The organism is Pseudooceanicola aestuarii (assembly GCF_010614805.1).
Lineage (GTDB): Bacteria > Pseudomonadota > Alphaproteobacteria > Rhodobacterales > Rhodobacteraceae > Pseudooceanicola > Pseudooceanicola aestuarii.
Genome location: NZ_JAAFZC010000001.1, coordinates 2,497,208 through 2,517,075, shown reverse-complemented (window position 1 = coordinate 2,517,075; position 19,868 = coordinate 2,497,208). Strand labels below are relative to the sequence as shown.

General features: G+C 67.7%; 15 protein-coding genes. 7 read left to right on the top strand and 8 right to left on the bottom strand.

What is annotated here, in order from left to right; genetic code table 11:
• Positions 1-225 precede the first annotated feature (225 nt).
• Both serS and G5A46_RS11935 read left to right on the top strand, forming a co-directional pair.
• Positions 226-1,518 carry a serine--tRNA ligase gene (gene serS, locus G5A46_RS11940; RefSeq protein WP_163849601.1) on the top strand — a complete coding sequence of 431 codons (1,293 nt, stop codon included), beginning with the start codon at positions 226-228 and terminating at the stop codon, positions 1,516-1,518.
• Between the two features lie 114 nt (positions 1,519-1,632).
• Positions 1,633-2,382, top strand: coding sequence for a hypothetical protein (locus G5A46_RS11935; protein ID WP_163849600.1), 750 nt, complete (start codon positions 1,633-1,635; stop codon positions 2,380-2,382).
• A 67-nt stretch (positions 2,383-2,449) separates the two neighbouring features.
• Here G5A46_RS11935 and der read toward each other — a convergent pair whose 3' ends face one another.
• The 3 genes from der to G5A46_RS11920 all read right to left on the bottom strand — a co-directional run bounded on the left by der (position 2,450) and on the right by G5A46_RS11920 (position 6,371).
• Positions 2,450-3,940 (bottom strand): ribosome biogenesis GTPase Der, encoded by a 1,491-nt coding sequence (gene der / locus G5A46_RS11930; protein WP_163849599.1) that lies wholly within the window; start codon positions 3,938-3,940, stop codon positions 2,450-2,452.
• A gap of 62 nt (positions 3,941-4,002) precedes the next feature.
• Positions 4,003-5,463 (bottom strand): PQQ-like beta-propeller repeat protein, encoded by a 1,461-nt coding sequence (locus G5A46_RS11925; RefSeq protein ID WP_338050031.1) that lies wholly within the window; start codon positions 5,461-5,463, stop codon positions 4,003-4,005.
• A 239-nt stretch (positions 5,464-5,702) separates the two neighbouring features.
• On the bottom strand, positions 5,703-6,371 hold the full coding sequence (locus tag G5A46_RS11920; protein ID WP_163849598.1) for a hypothetical protein: 669 nt from the start codon (positions 6,369-6,371) through the stop codon (positions 5,703-5,705).
• Positions 6,372-6,631: 260 nt separating this feature from the next.
• On the opposite strand from G5A46_RS11920, the gene G5A46_RS11915 reads away from it, so the two are divergent.
• On the top strand, positions 6,632-8,044 hold the full coding sequence (locus G5A46_RS11915; RefSeq protein ID WP_163849597.1) for an efflux RND transporter periplasmic adaptor subunit: 1,413 nt from the start codon (positions 6,632-6,634) through the stop codon (positions 8,042-8,044).
• Positions 8,041-11,661, top strand: a complete 3,621-nt coding sequence (locus G5A46_RS11910; RefSeq protein ID WP_163849596.1) for an efflux RND transporter permease subunit — start codon at positions 8,041-8,043, stop codon at positions 11,659-11,661. Before G5A46_RS11915 ends, G5A46_RS11910 begins: the two co-directional genes overlap by 4 nt.
• Before the next feature lie 414 nt (positions 11,662-12,075).
• Here the strand turns inward: G5A46_RS11910 and G5A46_RS11905 are convergent, their stop codons facing one another.
• Positions 12,076-13,890 carry an ABCB family ABC transporter ATP-binding protein/permease gene (locus G5A46_RS11905; RefSeq protein WP_163849595.1) on the bottom strand — a complete coding sequence of 605 codons (1,815 nt, stop codon included), beginning with the start codon at positions 13,888-13,890 and terminating at the stop codon, positions 12,076-12,078.
• Positions 13,891-13,968: 78 nt separating this feature from the next.
• Here G5A46_RS11905 and G5A46_RS11900 point away from each other — a divergent pair, with 78 nt between their 5' ends.
• Entirely contained in the window at positions 13,969-14,328 is a 360-nt protein-coding gene (locus G5A46_RS11900) for an ArsR/SmtB family transcription factor (protein ID WP_163849594.1), read from the top strand.
• 86 nt (positions 14,329-14,414) lie between these two features.
• Here the strand turns inward: G5A46_RS11900 and G5A46_RS11895 are convergent, their stop codons facing one another.
• Positions 14,415-14,897, bottom strand: coding sequence for a hypothetical protein (locus G5A46_RS11895; RefSeq protein ID WP_204318733.1), 483 nt, complete (start codon positions 14,895-14,897; stop codon positions 14,415-14,417).
• Between the two features lie 97 nt (positions 14,898-14,994).
• Here G5A46_RS11895 and G5A46_RS11890 point away from each other — a divergent pair, with 97 nt between their 5' ends.
• Positions 14,995-16,428 (top strand): hypothetical protein, encoded by a 1,434-nt coding sequence (locus G5A46_RS11890; RefSeq protein WP_163849592.1) that lies wholly within the window; start codon positions 14,995-14,997, stop codon positions 16,426-16,428.
• A 115-nt stretch (positions 16,429-16,543) separates the two neighbouring features.
• Here G5A46_RS11890 and G5A46_RS19760 read toward each other — a convergent pair whose 3' ends face one another.
• Positions 16,544-18,334: a LysM peptidoglycan-binding domain-containing protein gene (locus tag G5A46_RS19760; RefSeq protein WP_239520791.1), complete on the bottom strand. Its 1,791-nt coding sequence runs from the start codon at positions 18,332-18,334 to the stop codon at positions 16,544-16,546.
• Positions 18,335-18,454: 120 nt separating this feature from the next.
• Between G5A46_RS19760 and G5A46_RS11880 the strand changes: the two genes are divergently transcribed.
• A complete protein-coding gene (locus G5A46_RS11880; protein ID WP_163849591.1) occupies positions 18,455-18,997 on the top strand; it encodes an LOG family protein in 543 nt (180 codons plus the stop codon).
• Between the two features lie 98 nt (positions 18,998-19,095).
• Here the strand turns inward: G5A46_RS11880 and G5A46_RS11875 are convergent, their stop codons facing one another.
• Both G5A46_RS11875 and G5A46_RS11870 read right to left on the bottom strand, forming a co-directional pair.
• Positions 19,096-19,557, bottom strand: a complete 462-nt coding sequence (locus tag G5A46_RS11875; RefSeq protein WP_163849590.1) for a host attachment family protein — start codon at positions 19,555-19,557, stop codon at positions 19,096-19,098.
• Positions 19,557-19,787, bottom strand: coding sequence for a hypothetical protein (locus G5A46_RS11870; RefSeq protein ID WP_163849589.1), 231 nt, complete (start codon positions 19,785-19,787; stop codon positions 19,557-19,559). Before G5A46_RS11870 ends, G5A46_RS11875 begins: the two co-directional genes overlap by 1 nt.
• Positions 19,788-19,868: the final 81 nt, after the last annotated feature.

Here is a 19,868-nt window from a genome sequence, read left to right as displayed (position 1 = left end):
GGATTGCAAGGCGGAAGGCCGCGTGGCGTGGGGTCGCGGCGGCCGGGTCCGGCGGGCGCTGGCGGCGCGAAATCGCGCCCGCGTCCCGCGCATGGACGGCGGCACAGGCCCCCACCCCCGGTGCCGGGCCGCGCCGGTCCCGGTGCGCCGGCGAAAACCACAGTTACCAACAGCGGCGAAATCCGGCATAACCCGCGCGAATCCACATGCGACGGAGGAAGACCAATGCATGACATCCGCCTGATCCGCGAGAACCCCGAAGGTTTCGATGCCGCCCTGGCACGGCGCGGTGCATCTGCAATGTCTTCCGAAATCCTGTCGCTGGACGAGGCGCGGCGCGCCCGCATTCTGGCGGCGGAAACCGCGCAGGCCGAACAAAACAAGGCCTCCAAGGAGGTCGGCCGGGCCAAGGCTTCGGGGGACGAGGCGGAGTTCGAACGCCTGCGCGCCCTGGTGACGGAGAAAAAGGCCGCCATCACCGTCCTTCAGGACGAAGCCAAGGCGCTGGATGCACAGCTGAACGACCTGCTGATGGGCATTCCCAACCGGCCCCATGACGACATCCCCGATGGCGCCGACGAGGCCGACAACGTCGAGATCAAACGCCACGGCACGCCGCCGGCGCTGTCCTTTGCCCCGCTGGAGCATTACGACCTGCCCGGCGTCAAACCCGGCATGGATTTCGAAGCCGCGGCAAAGCTCTCCGGCGCACGATTTGTTGTACTCAAGGGCGCGGTGGCACGGCTGCACCGGGCGCTGGCGCAGTTCATGCTGGACACCCATGTCGACCGGAACGGTCTGCTGGAGACCTGGACCCCGGTCCTGGTGCTGGAGGAGATGATGCGCGGCACCGGCCAACTGCCCAAGTTCGGCGAAGACAGCTACCAGACCCGCGAAGGCTGGTGGCTGGTGCCCACGGCAGAGGTGACACTGACCAACCTCGTCAACGGGGAGATCGTGGACCAGTCCACCCTGCCCCGCCGCCATGTCGCCCATACCCAGTGTTTCCGGTCCGAAGCCGGCAGCGCCGGCCGCGACACCGCCGGCATGCTGCGCCAGCACCAGTTCGAGAAGGTGGAGATGGTCTCCATCACCCATCCCGATCACAGCCGGGCAGAACTGGACCGGATGACCGCCTGCGCCGAAGGCATCCTGGAGGCGCTCGGCCTGGCCTATCGCACAATGGTCCTGTGTACCGGCGATACCGGCTTTGGCGCCCGGCGCACCCATGACGTCGAGGTCTGGTTGCCGGGGCAGAACACCTACCGGGAGATTTCGTCGATCTCCGTCTGCGGCGATTTCCAGGCCCGGCGCATGAACGCGCGCTTCCGGCCCGAGGGCGGTGGCAAGCCGGAATTCGTGCACACGCTGAACGGGTCCGGGCTGGCCGTGGGGCGCTGCCTGATCGCGGTGCTGGAAAATGGCCAGCAGGAGGACGGATCGGTCATTCTGCCGGAGGTTCTGCATCCTTATCTGGGCGGCAAGTCCCGGCTGACAGCGGCGGGCGAGCTGGCCTGACGCCCCGCCATCCCGTTGCGCCAACCGGGCGCCGCCATCCCCCGCGATGGCGGCGCCCTTTCAATTTTCGCCACCCCCACGAAACCGGCGGGCCGGCTCGTGCGTATAGTTCGCATGATGAAGACCAAGGCCATCCTGACCCTCGCCGCCGCCCTGGGCTTTGCCCTGTCGCCGCTGTTCGTACCCGGTTTCGGCGGGTTCGACCCCGACAGGTTCCCGATCCCGCAGGTCGATCCGCCGATCCAGCCCGCCGGATGGGCGTTTTCCATCTGGGGGGTGATCTATCTGTGGCTGCTGGGCTCAGCCCTGTTCGGGGTGCTGCGGCGGGCGCAGACCCCGGCCTGGGACCGGGTGCGCTGGCCGCTGATCGTCTCCCTGGGGCTGGGCACGGCCTGGTTGCCGGTGGCGATGATGTCGCCGATCCTTTCCACGGTGCTGATCTGGGTAATGCTGGCCGCCGCGCTGGTCGCGCTGGACCGGGCGCCAGACGAAGAATGGCTGAAACTGCGCGCACCGATCGCGCTTTATGCGGGATGGCTGACGGCGGCCTCCTGCGTGGCGACGGGCATCCTGGCCACGGGCTACGGTGCACAGCCGGTGACGCCGGTGCACGGCGCCTTTGTCCTGCTGGCCCTGGGGATCGCAATCACCATGCTGCGCCGCCGGCCCGATCCGGCCTATGCGCTGGCGCTGATATGGGCGCTGGTGGGGATCTTCGTGGCCAACCTGACCGGCGGGGGAACGGGCAGCGGCTGGGCCTTCCTGGTCCTGATCGCCGTCGCCCTGGGTCTGCTGCTGCTGCCGCTGATCGCCGGATTGCGGCGCGAGGCAAGCGCCCTGACGGCCACCGCTGCCGAGGGCTGATCGCACCGGGGGGGGGCAAGCGTCCCCGGCGCGGCGGCTGCCCCGCAGACGGCCCGGCGCCGGTTGGTCACTTGTCTCCCGGACCCTTCTTGCCCAGGTGCTTGCGCAGCCGCGACGGGGTGGACCGCTTTTTGGCCTTGTAGGGGTTCTGATCGTTCTGCGACCGCATGGTCAGGCGGATCGGAGTGCCGGGCATGTCGAAATCAACCCGCAGCCCGTTCACCAGATAGCGGCGATAGCTGTCGGGCATCTTGTCGGGATGCGAGCACATCACCACAAAGCCCGGCGGCCGGGTCTTGGCCTGGGTCATGTAGCGCAGCTTGATCCGCTTGCCCTGCGGTGCGGGAGGCGGATGCGCCTCCAGCATGCCGGTCAGCCAGCGGTTCAACCGCCCGGTGGAGACGCGGCGGTTCCAGACCTCATGCGCCTGCACTACAGCATCGCGCAGCCGGTCCAGACCACGCCCGGTGCGGGCCGACACGGTGATCAGCGGCGCGCCGCGCAGCTGGGGCAGAAGACGCTCGAAGCTCTCCTTGAGATCGCGCAGTTTCTCCTGCTTTTCCGTCTCGATGTCCCATTTGTTCACCGCGACGACCACGGCCCGGCCTTCGCGTTCGGCCAGATCGGCGATGCGCAGATCCTGCTGTTCGAACGGAATGGCCGCGTCCAGAAGGACCACGACGACCTCGGCGAATTTCACGGCGCGCAATCCGTCAGAGACGGACAGCTTTTCCACCTTGTCCTGAACCTTGGCTTTCTTGCGCATCCCGGCGGTGTCGAACATGCGCACCGGCAACCCGTCCCAATCGATGGAAAGAGAAATCGAATCGCGCGTGATCCCCGCCTCGGGCCCGGTCAGCAGCCGGTCATCGCCCAAAATCTTGTTGATAAGGGTGGACTTGCCCGCGTTTGGCCGGCCCACCACGGCCACCTGCAACGGGCGCGCGGCGGTGGGTTTCCATTCCTCCTGCGCGGCGGCGGCCTCGTCCTCGGTCACCTCCTCGGTGACGGAGACGCCGGTGCGGGGGGCCTGGGCCTCCGCGATGCGGGCCGATTCCGCGAAGGCATCGGCCAGCGGCATCAGCATGGCATGCAGCTCGCTCAACCCCTCGCCATGTTCAGCGGACAGGCGCAGCGGTTCGCCCAGCCCCAGGCTCCAGGCCTCGATCACACCGGCATCCGCGGCCGCGCCTTCGCCCTTGTTCGCCGCCAGGATCACATGGGCGGCGCGTTTGCGCAGGATCTCGGCAAAGACCTCGTCGGTGGGGGTCACGCCGGTGCGGGCGTCGATCATGAACAGGCAGATATCGGCCATGTCCACCGCCCGTTCCGTCAGTTTGCGCATCCGGCCCTGAAGACTGTCGTCCGTGACTTCCTCCAGCCCGGCGGTGTCGATCACGGTGAATTTCAGATCGCCCAGCCGCGCATTGCCTTCGCGCAGATCGCGCGTGACACCCGGCTGGTCATCGACCAGCGCCAGACGCTTGCCGACAAGCCGGTTGAACAGGGTGGACTTGCCGACATTGGGCCGGCCCACGATGGCGAGTGTAAAGGACATGAGCCTCTCCGCACAGGGTAAGACCGGGCGGATATACCAATTCGGCCGCGCGGGAAAGCGCCTTAGCGCCAGGCGTGCAGAACGCCCTTGGCCGACACGACATAAAGTGTGCCTCCGGCGACCACCGGTGCGGTCGTGGCGCCGCCCGGCACCTCCAGCCCGCCGGTTTCCGCGCCCGAAACCGGATCGTAGAACCGGATCAGCCCGTCGTTGGAGGCGACGATCACCCGTCCCCCCGCGACGATCGGGCCATGATGGGCAAAGATTTCCTTTTGCTTGCGGGCGCGCGACTTGACGAAGAACGGCAGCTCCGTGCCCCAGATCCGTTCGCCGGTTGCCGCGTCCAGGCGCAGCAGCTCGTTCCGGTCGGAGATCACGAACAGCGAACCGCCCGCCGGCCAGACGGCCGAAGCGGCGCCTTCCTTTGCGGTCCAGCGCGCATCGCCATCGTCGATGGACAGCGCGGCCAGACGCCCGGAATTGTTGGAGACATAGACCGTGTCGCCGACAACCACCGGATCGCCGGTGATGTCGCCCACGTTCGCGCGGGCAAAACCGAAACGACGCCCGACCACCGGCGTGTTCCAGCGCGCCAGCCCGCCCTGGCGGAACGTGCCCTGCACCACGCCCGAGCCGAAGCCGAATACGGCGTAGGTATCGGTGACCGCAGGGGCTGGACCGCCGTTGATGTTGTTCACGTCGGGCGCGGCATTCACCTGCCAGCGGATCCGCCCGGTTTCGGCGTCCAACGCCATGCCCAGCCGGTCGCCCGCGACCAGATAGACCAGATCGTCATGCACCGTGGGGCTGGCGTTGCCGGTCATGCCCAGATCCTGCTGCCAGACCTGCCCCCCGGTGGCGGGGTCCAGCGCGGTCAGGGTGCCAAAGGCCGAGGCGACGTAAAGCTTGCCCCGGCCATAGGCCAGACCGCCGCCCGAGGCATCGCCGCCATTGTCCTGCGGCGGTACCAGCGAAGTCTGCCACAGCAATTCGCCGGAGGGCGAGACCGCGCTGACTGTCGCTTCGCTGTCGAGGGTGAAGACCCGGCCACCGCCCACCACCGGATCGGCGGTGATGCGGGCCTTGCGCTGGTCGCCCTGGCCGATCCCGGTCGAGAAGATCCGCTGCGGCTGTGCGCCCAGGGCGGGATGCGCCACGCGGGTGGCGGGGGTACCGGCCCGCTGGGTCCATTCGGCATTGGCCTGGGCGGCGGGCAGCGCGATCGGTGCGCTGCGGTCCTGCGGGGCCTCGGTCACGTCGCCGGGCTGCTGGTCGGACATGACGGCGCGCAGGTCTTCGCGTTCGCCGGGAAGGATCACCTCGCGGGTGTCGCAGCCGGCCAGCACCATGCCGGCCACCCCCGCCAGCAGCAGGCCGCGCATCGCACCGTGCCGCCCGGCACCTCGGGGCTGCGCCTGCCGGTCGCCTGCCTGCGGGTCATTCGCCCGACGGTCGTCTGCCCGACGGTCCGTCCCCTGCATTTCGCCGGTCATCCGCCCGTTCCGCATCGTTGCCATTGCCATGCCTGCGTCGCCCCCGTCCGGCCGCAACCGGCCTTGTCCTTGTCCGTTCCCGTGGCCCGGACCCTGCCCGTACCGCGGTTCAATCCTCTGGCGCGCCCATCCGGGCGCTGCCGCTTGCGGATCTTCCGGCCCGCCCTTCGGGGGCCGGCCACGATCCGTGGTCCCGGCATCTGTCCGCCAGGCGGCCTGCCCTGCCGGGCGGGCGCCTGCCGGCTTTCAGCCGCGCGGGCCGCCGCGTCTCACTCCGCCGCCGCCTCCGCCTCCGGCGTGCCACCGAGGGCAACAATCAACTGTGTTGCGCGCTGACGCAAGCCCGACGTCACATTCGCATCGACCAGGATGTCGCGCAGCACGGCTATCGCCTCGTCGGGGTTGCCCTCTTCGACATGGGTCAGCGCGATCTGTTCCTCCGCCAGCAGCCGGGTCATGGCGCCGGGGGTGGCCATCTCGCGATAGGCCTCGCGACGGGCGGCGGGGTCCATCGTCTCCGCCCGCTGGGTCAGCGCCTTGAACGCGGCCAGGGTGCGGTATGCGGGGTCCAGCCCCTCGATCCCGGCGACGCGGTCCAGCATGGCGGCCGCCTCTTCGCGGTTGCCGTTGGCTCCGGCCTCCGACGCCTGAAGGAAGATCCGCAGGGCCTGGGCCTCTGGCGTGCCCGTCGCCACCCCGTCCAGCGCAGCGATCCGGGCCTCCGGCGTCTCGGCCTCCAGCGCGCTCAGCAGGGCGTCACCCGTTTCCTGCGCGGCGGCGGTGTCGCGGGCGCGGGCATATTCGCGCCACGCGGCGCCCCCCACCAGCAGCAGCACGATCAGGATCGCGATCCATCCGTAACGGCGAAGCATCGCATAAAGGCGGTCGCGGCGGACCTCGTCGTTGACTTCGTCGATGAAACTGTCGGTATTGCTCACACCGGGCTCCCGTGGGTCGTTTCGGCCCTCTTATCGCAGCACCCGCCCCCTGCCAAGCACCCAAGGCTTCGCGAATGGCCGCGCCCGTTCCTCATCACCGCCATGACCCTGCCCCATATGGCGGCGAAAGCGTTGCCGCGCGTTGCAGAAATGCCTAAAGTCGCGGCGCGGTCACGGCCATTGCGCCCCGGTCTCTTGCATCCTGCGGGCGCGTCGCTAAGTGCGGCACAACTTCTTTCCCTCGCGGCAGGTGATTTCATATGCGCATCGTCCCCATTATGACCGCCATTCTGGTCGCCTTTGTCCTTTATATGGTCATCCTGCAACGGGATACGCTGCGCACCTTTGCCAATGGTGGTGGGTTGGACCGGGCCATCGCCGTCGCCCGTGGCGAGGCGGAACCGCTGCTGCGCGGCAGCGGAGACGCGGGCGCGGACGCGGAAAAGGTGGGCGACACCCCCCGGACCAGCGCCGATGCAGACCCTGCCACCACGTCAGACGACACCGCGAACACGCCCCCGCTGACCGGGGCGGAGATCGACGCCGCGCTGGATGCCGCCGAAGCCTCGGACAGCGCCAGCGATCAGCCCGCGCGCAAACCCGTCGGGGTCGTCGCCGTGCACAGCACCGCGCGCCAGATCGACAGCGCGGTGATCCTGCGCGGCCAGACCGATGCCGCCCGACTGGTGGAACTGCGGGCAGAGACAACCTCCCGCGTGGCCTCTCCGCCGCTGCCCAAGGGCACGATGGTGGAGGCCGGCGACCTGCTGTGCGAACTGGATCCCGGAACCCGCGCCACCGCCCTGGCAGAGGCCGAGGGCCGGCTGGCCGAGGCGGAGGCCGCCGTACCCACCACCCGCGCCCGGGTGGCGGAAGCCAAGGCCCGCCTGAACGAGGCGGAGATCAATTTCAACGCCGCGACCAAGCTGTCGGCGGACGGCTTCGCCTCCTCCACTCGCGTGGCGTCGTCGGAGGCGGCAGTGCGCGCGGCGGAGGCCACGATCGCCCAGGCCGAAGCCGGGCTGACCAGTTCCCGCGCCGCAATCCAGTCGGCGGAAGCCGCCGTCGCCGCTGCCCGCAAGGAGATCGAGCGGCTGGAAATTCACGCCCCCTTTGCCGGACTTCTGGAAAGCGACACGGCGGAACTGGGGTCGCTGCTTCAGGCCGGCGGATTGTGCGCCACGGTGATCGGTCTGGACCCGATCAAGCTGGTGGGTTTCCTGCCCGAAGCGCAGGTCGAACGGGTCAAGGTCGGCGCCCGCGCCGGCGCCCGGCTGGCGGCCTCGGGCCGGGAGGTCGTGGGCAAGGTCACGTTCCTCTCCCGCTCCGCCGACGCGACGACGCGCACCTTCCGGGTGGAGATCGACGTGCCCAACCCCGACCTGGCGATCCGCGACGGCCAGACCGCCGAAATCGGGATCGAGGCCGACGGCGTCCTGGCCCATCTGCTGCCGCAATCTGCGCTGACGCTGAACGATGACGGCGACCTGGGCGTGCGCATCGTCACCGCGCAGGACACCGCCGATTTCGTCCCCGTCACCCTGCTGCGCGACACCGCCGACGGAATCTGGCTGACCGGTCTGCCGGACCAGGCGGATGTCATCATCATCGGACAGGAATACGTCATCGCGGGCGTTCCTGTCGCGCCCAGTTACCAGGAGCCGTCGCAATGACCGGATTGATCGACTGGGCCGCCTCCCGCGCAAGGATGATCCTGGCCTTTATCGCCGTCTCGCTGCTGGCGGGCGGATATTCCTACGTCAGCCTGCCCAAGGAAGGCGAGCCGGACATCGAGATCCCGGCGCTGTTCGTCTCCGTCCCCTTTCCCGGCATCTCGGCCAGCGACAGTGAAACCCTGCTGGTCAAGCCGATGGAAACCGAATTGTCGGATCTGGACGGGCTGAAATCCATGACCTCCACCGCCGCCGAAGGCTATGCCGGGGTAGCGCTGGAATTCGAATTCGGCTGGGACAAGACCAAGATCATGGCCGATGTCCGCGACGCCATGTCCAAGGCGGAGGCCAAGTTCCCCGAAGGCTCGGACACCTATACGGTGAACGAGATCAACTTTTCCGAATTTCCGATCCTGATCGTCAATCTGACCGGACAGGTGCCCGAACGCACCATGACCCGCGTCGCCAAGGAATTGCAGGAACGGGTGGAGGGCATCGACGCCGTGCTGGAGGCCGGGATCGCCGGCAACCGCGAAGAGATGGTCGAAGTGCTGATCGACCCGCTGAAACTGGAAAGCTACAACGTCACCGCCGGTGAATTGCTGACCGTGGTGCAGAACAACAACCAGCTGATCGCGGCGGGCGAGATCGACAGCGCCCAGGGCGCCTTTGCCGTCAAGATCCCCGGTTCGTTCAAGGATGTGCGCGACATCTACAGCCTGCCGGTGAAGAAGAACGGCGACCGGATCGTCACGCTGGGAGAGCTGGCAGAGATCCGCATGACCTTCGAGGATCGCACCGGCACCGCGCGGTTCAACGGGGAGACGACCGTCGCCTTGCAGGTGGTCAAGCGCAAGGGTTTCAACCTGATCGACACCGCCGACGAGGTAAAGCGCGTGGTGGCCGAAGCCGCCGACGATTGGCCGGATGAACTGAAGGCCGCCGTGCGCGTCGGCACCTCCAACGATCAAAGCCGCGTCGTCGGCTCCATGGTGGCGCAGCTTGAGGGATCGGTGCTGACCGCCGTGGCCCTGGTGATGATGGTGGTGCTGGCCGCCCTTGGCCCTCGCCCTGCCCTGCTGGTGGGCTTTGCGATCCCGACGTCCTTCCTGCTGTGCTTCGTACTGCTGGGGGTGATGGGGATCACCATTTCCAATATCGTCATGTTCGGCCTGATCCTGGCCGTCGGTATGCTGGTGGATGGCGCCATCGTCGTTGTGGAATATGCCGATCGCCGCATCTCCGAAGGGGTCGGCCCGATGCACGCCTATGTAGAGGCCGCCAAACGCATGTTCTGGCCGGTCATCGCCTCCACCGCGACGACGCTCTGCGCGTTCCTGCCGATGCTGTTCTGGCCCGGTGTGCCCGGCGAATTCATGGGAATGCTGCCGGTCACGCTGATCTTCGTGCTGGCCGCCTCGCTGATCGTCGCGCTGATCTATCTGCCAGTGATGGGCGGGGTCACGGGCCGGATCTCCCGCGGTTTTTCCCGAGGGTCGGACCTGCTGCGGCGCAATCTGCCCTGGCTGGTCCGCGCGGCTCTGGTGCCGGTCACGCTTTATGCGATGTTCCTGGGCGCGATGCAGGTGATCAACCCGTCCTACCTGCTGGATGCCAGCGGATTGCCCGGCCCGATGGCCGCTCTGCCCGGTGTGGTGCTGTTCCTGGCGGCGGCGGCGGCATCCTCTGTCACGCTAGGGGCGGCGCGGATCACATGGACACGCAGCCGCATCCGCGCGGGCCATCGCCGCACGCTCTTTGGCTGGTTCATCACGATGATCGCGGGCAACCCGATCATGCCGGTGGTGACGGCCGTGGCGGTCGGGGCCTTCGTGGTCATGACCTTCGGCTATTTCGGCGAGAACAACAACGGCGTCGAATTCTTCACCGAAAGCGAACCGGAACAGGCCATCGTCTATGTCCGCGCGCGGGGCAACCTGTCGCTGGACCAGAAGGACGCCCTGGTCCGCGAAGCCGAAGACATCGTCCTGCGACACCCCGGCGTGCTGAACGGTTTTGCCTTCGCCGGAGAGGGCGGGCTGAATTCCAACACCGGCGGCGCGCAACCGCCGCTGGACACGATCGGCCAGATCCAGCTGGAGATCGTCCCGTGGGAGGACCGCAAGGACCAGCCCGAACTGGACGGCGATATCGTCATCGCGGAGCTGACCGAACAGCTGGACTCCATCCCCGGCATGCAGGTGGAAATCCTGTCGGCCAACATGGGCCCTGCCTCTGCCAAGCCGGTGCACCTGCGCCTGAAGGGCGACGATTGGGACGCCCTGACCAAGGCGACGGCCCTGGCCCGCGCCGAATTCGACCGCACCCGCGGCCTGCGCCTGGTGGAGGATACGCTGCCCCTGCCCGGTATCGACTGGCAGATCGACGTGGACGTGGAAAAGGCCGGCCGCTTTGGCGCCGATGTCGCCACCGTCGGCGCCATGGTGCAGCTGATCACGCGCGGCCTGCTGCTGGACACCATGCCCGTCGACAGTTCCGACGAGGAGGTGGAGATCCGCGTGCGCCTGCCCGAGAAGGACCGCGTGCTGTCCACCCTCGACACCCTGAAGGTGCGCACCGCGACCGGCCTGGTGCCCCTGTCCAACTTCATCACCCGCGAACCGGTGGCCAAGCTGGCGGAGATCAAGCGCGTCGACCAGACCCGCTATTTCGACGTCAAGGCGGCGGTGCAGGAAGGGCTGACCTCCCCCGCTCCCGACGGCAGCGGCGACGTGCCCCTGACGGCGGCTGAACGCATCGCCGAAATCACCCGCTGGCTGGAGACGGACCCCCTGCCCGCCGGCATCGCCTGGGAATGGACCGGCGACCAGGAGGATCAGGCGGAATCCCAGACCTTCCTTATGTCGGCCTTCTCCGCCGCGCTGGCGCTGATGTTCATCATCCTGCTGGCGCAGTTCAACAGCTTCTACAACGCGGTTCTGGTACTGTTGGCGGTGGTGTTGTCCACGGCGGGCGTGCTGATCGGGATGCTGGTGATGGGTCAGGCGTTCTCCATCATCATGACCGGCACCGGGATCGTGGCGCTGGCCGGGATCGTGGTGAACAACAACATCGTGCTGATCGACACCTACCAGGAATATTCCGCCTACATGCCCCGGATCGAGGCGATCATCCGCACCGCCGAGGCCCGGCTGCGCCCCGTCCTGCTGACCACGGTCACCACCATGGCCGGGCTGGCGCCGATGATGCTGGGCCTGTCGCTGGACTTCTTCGGCGGCGGCTATTCCATCGACAGCCCGACCGCGCTGTGGTGGAAACAGCTGGCCACTGCGGTGGTGTTCGGGCTGGGGATCGCGACGGTGCTGACGCTGGTGTTCACGCCCTCGATGCTGGCGATGCGGGTCTGGGCGGGCACCTATGTGCGCTGGATGGCACTGCTGCTTCGCAAACTGTCCTTTGGTCGGGGCAGTCGGGCCGCCCAGGACTGGGCCCTGCGCCGCGCCGCCCGCCGCACCCGCGTCCGGGACCTGGTCTGGCCGCTGGAAGACGACACCGCGTTGCGCACCCCGACAGAGGCCACCCCCGATCCCGCCGAAAATGCCCACCGCCGCCGCTACCCAGACCCTTTTGCCCGGCCGCTGGACGCGGCGGAGTGAGCCGGGACGGAAATTGTGAGACAGACGAAAAAAACGCCGTCCCGAAGGGGGCGGCGTTTTGCCGTTGCGACGGGAAAAGCCCATGACATTGCCCAGCTAGAAAGATGCATGGATGGGTTGGCTCTGCTTGGCCCGAAGTGGTCGTTGGTCTGACATCCGTGTTCCTGTAGCGCGGTGCCTAATTTCGAACTTCCGTTGCAGTTGATCCAACCATTGCAGACCGCGCGGCAAAACCCCGAGGTGCCAGGCACATGCACTCTCTTGGAAGACCCACGCATGTCACGTCTTTTTCCACCTGCAATCCAGTTGCCCCTGAGGACGCCGCCTCCTACAGCTCAGTGATGATTAGATTTTTTTTGAGAGCATTGTTCAAACCGCCCTCGATCTTTTCTGCCAGGCAACGCACATCTCCCGCTACGCCGCCTCCGCCTCCTGACGGCGCCACAGGGCGGCATAGCGGCCACCGCGCGCCAGAAGGTCGGCGTGGCGGCCCTCTTCTGCGACGCGGCCGTCTTCCAGCACCACGATCCGGTCGGCATCGGCGATGGTGGACAGGCGGTGCGCGATGACAAGGACGGACCGCCCCTCGCCAGCGCGGCGCAGGGCATGCTGGATCTCGGCCTCCGTCTCGGTATCGAGGGCGGATGTCGCTTCGTCCAGCAGCAGCAGCGGCGGATCTTTCAGCAATGTGCGGGCGATGCCGACGCGCTGTTTCTCCCCGCCTGACAGTTTCAACCCGCGTTCCCCCACCGCCGTGTCATAGCCCTCCGGCAGAGAGGAGATGAAATCGTGGATCTGGGCGGCGCGGGCGGCGGCCTCCACCTGGGCCTGGGTGCTTTCGCCGCGGCCATAGGCGATGTTGTAGCCGACGCTGTCATTGAACAGCACCGTGTCCTGCGGGACCATGCCCAGGGCGGAATGCAGGCTGTCCTGGGTCACCGCGCGCAAGTCCTGACCGTCGATGCGGATCGCGCCGTGATCGACGTCGTAGAACCGGAACAGCAGCCGCCCGATGGTGGATTTCCCCGACCCGGACGGGCCGACAATGGCCACCGTCTCGCCGGCCGCAACGCGCAGTGAAACCCCCTTCAGAATCGGGCGGGAGGCGTCATAGCCGAAATGCACGTCGTCCAGAACGATTTCGCCCTTGGACACTTCCAGACGCCGGGCGTCGGGGCGGTCCTGAACCTCTGCCGGCTGGTCAAGCAGCTGGAACATCTCCCCCATGTCGATCAGCGCCTGCCGGATCTCCCGGTAAACGGAACCCAGGAAATTCAGCGGCAGGGTGATCTGGATCATGTAGGAATTGACCATGACGAAATCGCCCACGGTCAGGCTGCCATCCTGCACCCCCATCGCCGCCATGACCATCACCGCCACCAGCCCGATGGTGATCAGCAGCGATTGCCCGAAATTCAGGAACCCCAGCGACCAGGCGGTCTTCAACGCCGCCTGCTCATAGGCGGCCATCGCCGTGTCATAGCGCCGGGCCTCACGGGCTTCGGCGCCGAAATACTTGACGGTTTCGAAATTCAGCAGGCTGTCGATCGCCTTCTGGTTGGCGTCGGTGTCCTGGTCATTCATGATCTTGCGCTGCGTGACGCGCCATTCCGTCACCCGGAAGGTGAAGATCGTGTAGACCACGATGACGCCGGCAACCACGGCCAGGTACCAGATGTCGAATACCGCCGCGAGGACGACGGCGATCATCAACAGCTCCAGCACCAGCGGACCGATGGAAAACAACATGAAGCGGAGCAGGAATTCCACGCCCTTCACGCCGCGCTCGATGATCCGGCTCAGCCCGCCGGTCTTGCGTGTCAGGTGATAGCGCAGGGACAGCCGGTGCATATGGGTGAAGGTCTCCAGCGCCAGCTGCCGCAGCGCCCGCTGGCCGACCCGGGCAAAGATCACGTCGCGCAGTTGCTGGAACCCCACGCCCATCAGCCGCGCCATGCCATAGGCCACCGTCAACCCCACGGCACCATAGGCCAGCAGCCAGGCGGCGCTGTCGCCCTCCTGCGCCAGTGCATCCACCGCCGCCTTGTAGAGGAACGGCGTGCCAACCGCGACCAGCTTGGCCAGGAACAGCACGGACAGCGACAGCACCACCCGCCGCTTGACCCACGGATGTTCGCGGGGCCACAGGTAGGGCAGGACGCGCGTCAGGATACGGCGCCCGTTCGCGGGCATCTGGGTGTCGGTGATGGTGCTGGGACCACGGCGCATGGGCGTCTCCGGGTTGCCTGGCTGCGCGAAACCGCGTATCAGGGGATATCAATTCAAGAGTTCATGAGTAATTGAGCAATGACGGAAGCACAAGTCCTGCAATGCCTGTCTGCCCTGTCGAACGAGACCCGGCTGGCGATCGTGCGACTGTTGCAGCGTCGGGGCGCGGAGGGGATCTGCGCCGGGGGGATCGGGGCGCGGCTGGGGGCCAGCGCCTCCCGGTTGTCGTTCCATCTGAAGTTGCTGGAACAGGCCGGGCTGGTCACGCAGGAGCGCAGTGGCCGCCATGTCCGCTATCGCCTGGCAGAGGATCGCATGCGGGGTGTCGTGGGCTACATGCTGGCCGATTGCTGCGGCGATTCAGACGGCGCGCGCCGCTGTTGCAAAAGGGACCGCCCCGTTACGGCCGAACGGTCGGAACTGTCGACGGGCGGGTGAACCGCGCCCTCTTTCGCACTTGCTTCCCGGCGCTTGTCGCACGCGCCGCCTGCCCCACGGGGCGGGGGCGAACCGCCCCGTGCTGATCAGGAGGCCCGGCGCATGCGCCTGCCCCGATGATAAAGCAAGGCGCGCCCGAAAAACACCGCCAGCGCCGCCCGGTCATAGCCCGTTCGCAGCAACACGCCACGCCGCCCGGACGTGGCCAGGACGCCCGGCTGCGTTGCCTCAAGCTCGGCGATCAGGGAGGTGCGGCAATTGACCAGCGCGGCGGGGCATTCCTCCACCATGGCCAGACGCAGGGTGGTTCCCGATTTCGTCGCCGCCGTCAGATAGGCAGGTTCCCCCCATTTCAAACATTCGTCCAGCGGGCCCGCGCCCGATTCCGACGCGACCTGGAAAAGCAGCTTCCGTGCCTCCGCCAGCACTGGCTGCGCCTGAGGCGGCATGGCGGCATAGGCGGCCGCCACCGCCTCGGGCACCGCAGGCGGTGCGACATGCGGTTTGCCCGTCGATGCGACGGGGGCATTCGGCGCGTCGGCGGTCAGGTCGGTCATTTGCGGCGCCATGCGACATCCCCCCTCGGGCCAGCCTGTCCTGCGGGTGCGCGGCTGTCAACGGCGCGCGGTCCCTTGTGCGCGGCGGCCCTGCGACGGTAGATAGGCCATGCGTTCGCCCTTGCCCCGCCTTGCCCCCCGGCTCCCGAGGCTGCTGGCCACCCTCACCGCCAGCGCCGCCCTGCCCCCTGGCACCGCCCTGGCCCATGCGACCGAGGGCGGCTTTGTCCTGCTGCTGCCCACCGATCTCTATATCGCGGGTGGGGTCGGCAGCGTGGCGGTGACGGTGTTGCTGATGGCGCTGATCCCCGACGGCTGGCTGGTTCGGCTGCTGCGCCCGCGCGGCCTGTGGCGGCCCGCTCCATTGTCGGGCAAATCCCGCCTGCGGGCCCTGTCGCGCACTCTGCTGCGACTGCTTGCCTGCGCCCTGTTCCTCGGCGCTGTGGCTGAGGGATGGCTGGGGCAACAGGATCCGACGCGCAACCTGATGCCACTTTACCTATGGACTGGGGTCTGGCTGTTTCTCGTGCCGCTCCAATCGCTTGCGGGTGATCTTTGGGCTGGGCTGTCACCGTTTCGCGCACCGCTTGACCTGCTGCAACGCATCGGCTGGCGCGCGCCGCTGCGCTGGCCGGCCCGCTGGGGCCAGGGGGCGGCGGTGCTGTCCTTCCTGGGCTTTGCGATGGTGCTGCTGGCTCATCCCGCACCGGCGGACCCGGATCGGCTGGCGCGGATGGCGCTGCTTTACTGGGTGGTGAACCTTGCGGCGCTGGCCCTCTTCGGTCCGCGCTGGCTGATCCGGGGCGAAGGGCTGACCGTGCTGATGCGCGCCTATGCCCGACTGGCACCGCTGCGCCGCGCCGGGAGAGGGCTGCGGCTGGGCCTGCCCGGCTGGCGCATCGCGGCCGGGCCGGTGCCGGGCGCGGCGGCGGCGCTGTTTCTGGTCGTCGTCCTGGGGATCGGCAGTTTCGACGGGGTCAACGAAACCTTCTGGTGGCTGGCCCGGATCGGGGTGAACCCGCTGGAATTTTCCGGCCGCTCGGCCATCGTGGGGGTCAGCATGGTCGGCGCCCTGGGCTATTGCGTGGCGCTGGCGCTGTGCTACGCGCTGGCGGTGGAGGGCGGTCTGCGCCTGAGCCTGCCGGAAGTCGATCTGTCGGCCCGGCGCGGCCCGGCGCTGCGTGCTTTTGCCCCCGCGCTGCTGCCTATCGCCTGGGCCTATCATGTCGCGCATTACCTGGTTGCCGGGCTGATCGACGGTCAAGCGCTGCTGTTGCGCCTGACCGCGCCGTTTCGCGACGGGCCGGGCCATGTCACCACCGGGTTTCTCAGCAATCGCGACGGGGTGGAGGCGATCTTTCTCACCCAGGCAGGGGTCATCGTTCTGGGCCATGGGCTGGCCATCCTGCTGAGCCACCGGATCGCGCTGCGCCTGTTCGGGCCGGGCCGCGCGGCATTGGCGGGGCACCTGCCGCTGGCCGTGTTCATGGTGTTCTACACCTTGCTGGGCCTGTGGCTGCTGGCCGCCCCACGTGGCGCATGATCGGGGCGTCGCGATCATCACCAGGCGCGGCCTCCTGCCCTCTGGCCCCTGACCCCTGACCCTGACCCTGACCCTGACCCTGACCCTGACGCGAATTCGACGCGTCGACGGGCGGTCAATCCCGCGCCGGCATGGCAAAGATCTGGCCGGGATAGATCAGATCCGGGTTGCGGATCAGATCCTTGTTGGCCTCGTAGACGCTGACATACAGCGTCCCCTCCCCGTAGGTGTCGCGCGCAATCGCCCAAAGCGTATTGCCCGGCTGCACGGTGATCTGGCTGATCCGAGGCGTGGCGACGGCTTCGGCGGCGATGTCTTCCTCCACCCGTTCAAAGGGGGTCTCCACCCGGCTTTGCACCACGCCCTGGGCATCGACCTCGTCAACGCGCAGGCGGTAGACGCCGGTGTCCACATTGGGCAGATCGGTGCGCCAATTGCCGCGCGCGTCCACCGACAGGGTCGCGGCGGGCCGGTCGTCCAGGTAGATCCGCACAAAGGCGCCAGATGTGCCTCTCCCGGCCAGCAGAACATCGCCCGCGCTGGAATAGGTGATCGTGTCCAGCGCGACGTTTTCCGACGTTTCCGGTGTGGGTGCGCCGCGTTGCAGAACCTGAACACCATCCTCGTTCGCCAGCAGAACCGTCATGCCCGGCCGCGGCTCGGGGGCCGGGGCGGTGTCCGCCGCGGGGGTCTTCTGCGGATCGGCGGCGGCGGGCGCGTCGGGGGTGACGTTGCTGGAAGCCGGGGGCGTGGCCTCGGTGACGGGCGTCCTCTGCGCGGTACCTGCGACCGCCGTGGGAGCAGCGATTTCGGTCGGCGCGGCGGTTGCCACCGGCGCGGTCAGGATGACCTGGGGCCGATCTTCGGCCTGTGCGGATGTTGTCGCCGCCTGCGGAATTGTGGCATCGGAAGACCCCGACATGTCAGCAACGCCTGCCGCGACGGACGGATCAGCCGTTTCGGCTACGCCTGTCGTGTCCGAAGTTTCGATGGTTACGGAAAGGTCGGAGGTTTCCGAATCTTCGATCCCGTCAGACGTTTCGATCCGGTCAGTCCCCTGCGCCATGCCGCCCGTTACCGCCGCCGTCGCGCGGGCGGTCTCCGACGCCGGGGGGGCTGCGGGGGTGGTGGACGGGGCGATATCGGGATCCTGGGTGATTTCGCGTTGTCGGGTCTTGTCGGGCGTCTGCGGCGTTTCGGGCGCCGGGGCCAATGCGGCGATCTGGTCCGGTGCTTCGGTGGCGGCGGGGGCTCGGGTCGTGCCGGCAACGCGGGTGACAGCCTGCGGCGCGGCCTCCGCGCCCGAGGTTGCCGCAACCGCGACAGGCGAGGCAGGCGCCAGGATCACCTGGTCGGAGGAGGCGACTTCGCCCTCTCCTTCGGGTCCATACATGACCAACGTCATCACGCGGGGCCTGTCGCTGGCCGGCAGTTCGAGAAAGGCCACGAACTTGCCATCCGATCCGGCGGTCTGGCGGCCCATTTCGGAACCGTCCAGCATCACCGCGACAGGCCAGCGCGCGGCGGCGCGACCGGCGACCAGGGTGGTTCCGTCGGGTTCGACGCGCACGATATCGAACCGTGGCGGCACGGGGGTCTCAGGCAAGGCATCCGCATCGGGCGCAGGTGCGGAGGTCGCCTCGGGCACCGGCGCGGGTTCCGTGTCTGCGGCACCCTTGCCTCCCGTCTCCGACGCCGCCCCGGCAGGCGCGCCCGCCACGGGCGCGCGGGCCGGCCCCTGGCCCTGCGGCAATGCTGCACGCTCTGTCTTTTCGGGCGCCGTCGCGGACCCGGCAACGCGGCCGGGCAGATAGCCCGTGTACCACGCGGCAGACGCCACGCCTGCCGCCAGGATTGTCACCCCGGCCACGACGCCGGGCCAGCCTCCCAGACTTGCCAGTTTCACGCTTGCGTTCCTTTTCGAGGCGCTCCCACAGGGGAAGTGTTGAGCACGTATATCAACACGGATAACAACGGTCAAAAGAGCTTTCACCCCTTCCCTACCCCATTGACAGGAACCAGTGCCATGTCCGTCACCTCCGTTTGCGTCTATTGCGGCTCCCGACCGGGGGCGCGGCCCGCCTATGCGCAGGATGCCGCCGCCCTGGGCCGCCTGATCGCCAACGAGGGCTGGCGGCTGGTTTACGGCGCTGGCGATGTCGGGCTGATGGGCGAAGTGGCGCGCGCCACCCAGACCGCCGGTGGCGAGACCTTCGGCGTGATCCCCACCCACCTGATGCAGGCCGAGGCCGGCAAACGCGACCTGACCAGTTTCGTGGTCACCGAGACCATGCATGAACGCAAGAAAGTGATGTTCATGAATGCCGATGCCATCGTGGTCCTGCCCGGCGGCGCGGGGTCACTGGACGAATTGTTCGAGGTTCTGACCTGGCGGCAGCTGGGCCTGCATGACAAGCCGCTGTTGCTGTTGGATACCGAAGGCTATTGGCGGCCGCTGCTGGCCCTGCTGGATCACGTCGTGGCCGAAGGCTTCGCCGCGCCAAGCCTGCGGGAACTGGTGACCTCCGCCGCTACGCCGGAGGAGGTCATCGCCCTGCTGCGCGACTGACGAGCAGACGCCATTCAGCGCCGGAACACCGAAGGGGCAGGACCGTCACCGCCCTGCCCCGTTTCCTGCCGCCCGTGCCAGGCCACGCCGCCACGGGGTCAGGCGGCGATGTCCGACAAGTCGGCTTTCACCTGTTTCTCGATCTCGTCGACGGGATGGTTGGTCAGGGTCTTCGGCACTTCGGCGATGACCTTGGCCGTCACCTCCTGATGCAGCGTCTTGCGCAATTCGGCCAGGATCTTGGGCGGGGCGACGATCACGAGGTGATCGAACGCGCCCTGATGCACGCGCTTGTACAGGATCTCTGCCAGTTCGTCGGCAAAGCGTTCCTTGGCCAGCTCGTGCCAATCGGTGTCATCCATCGCAGACCGTTGCTGCACACCGCCGTCCTGCATCCGGCCGGGACGGTTGGCGGATTGGTCGATATCCTTGGGATTCTCCTGCTCTTCCTTGCGGATCACGTCGAGATAGGGATCCTCTCCATCGGTGATGTTGCGCAGGAAGAGAGCCTTCTCGCCATCGGCGATCACCACCCAGGCGTCATGGGGAAGCTCTGCCATCACACGTCCTCCTTGTCGCCGGAACGGTTCTTGTCCTGACCGGTGGCATCGGTGTTGCCCACGGTGGAGGGATCGTGGTCGGCCTCCTCGACACGGGTGCCGACCTTGCGCTGCAACTCTCCGCCCTTGCGGCCCTGCTGGCCCGGCGCGGGCTCCATGTCCTCGGGGTTCTGGCCCAGAACCTCTTCGGTTTCCTTGCGTCCGTCCTGCGATTTCACACGGGTCGCCATCTGCGCCTCCTATCATTTGCGTTCCAGGGAAAACGCGAGGGGAGGCGCGGCGGTTCCGTGGTCTTCGGGGAATAGGCGGGC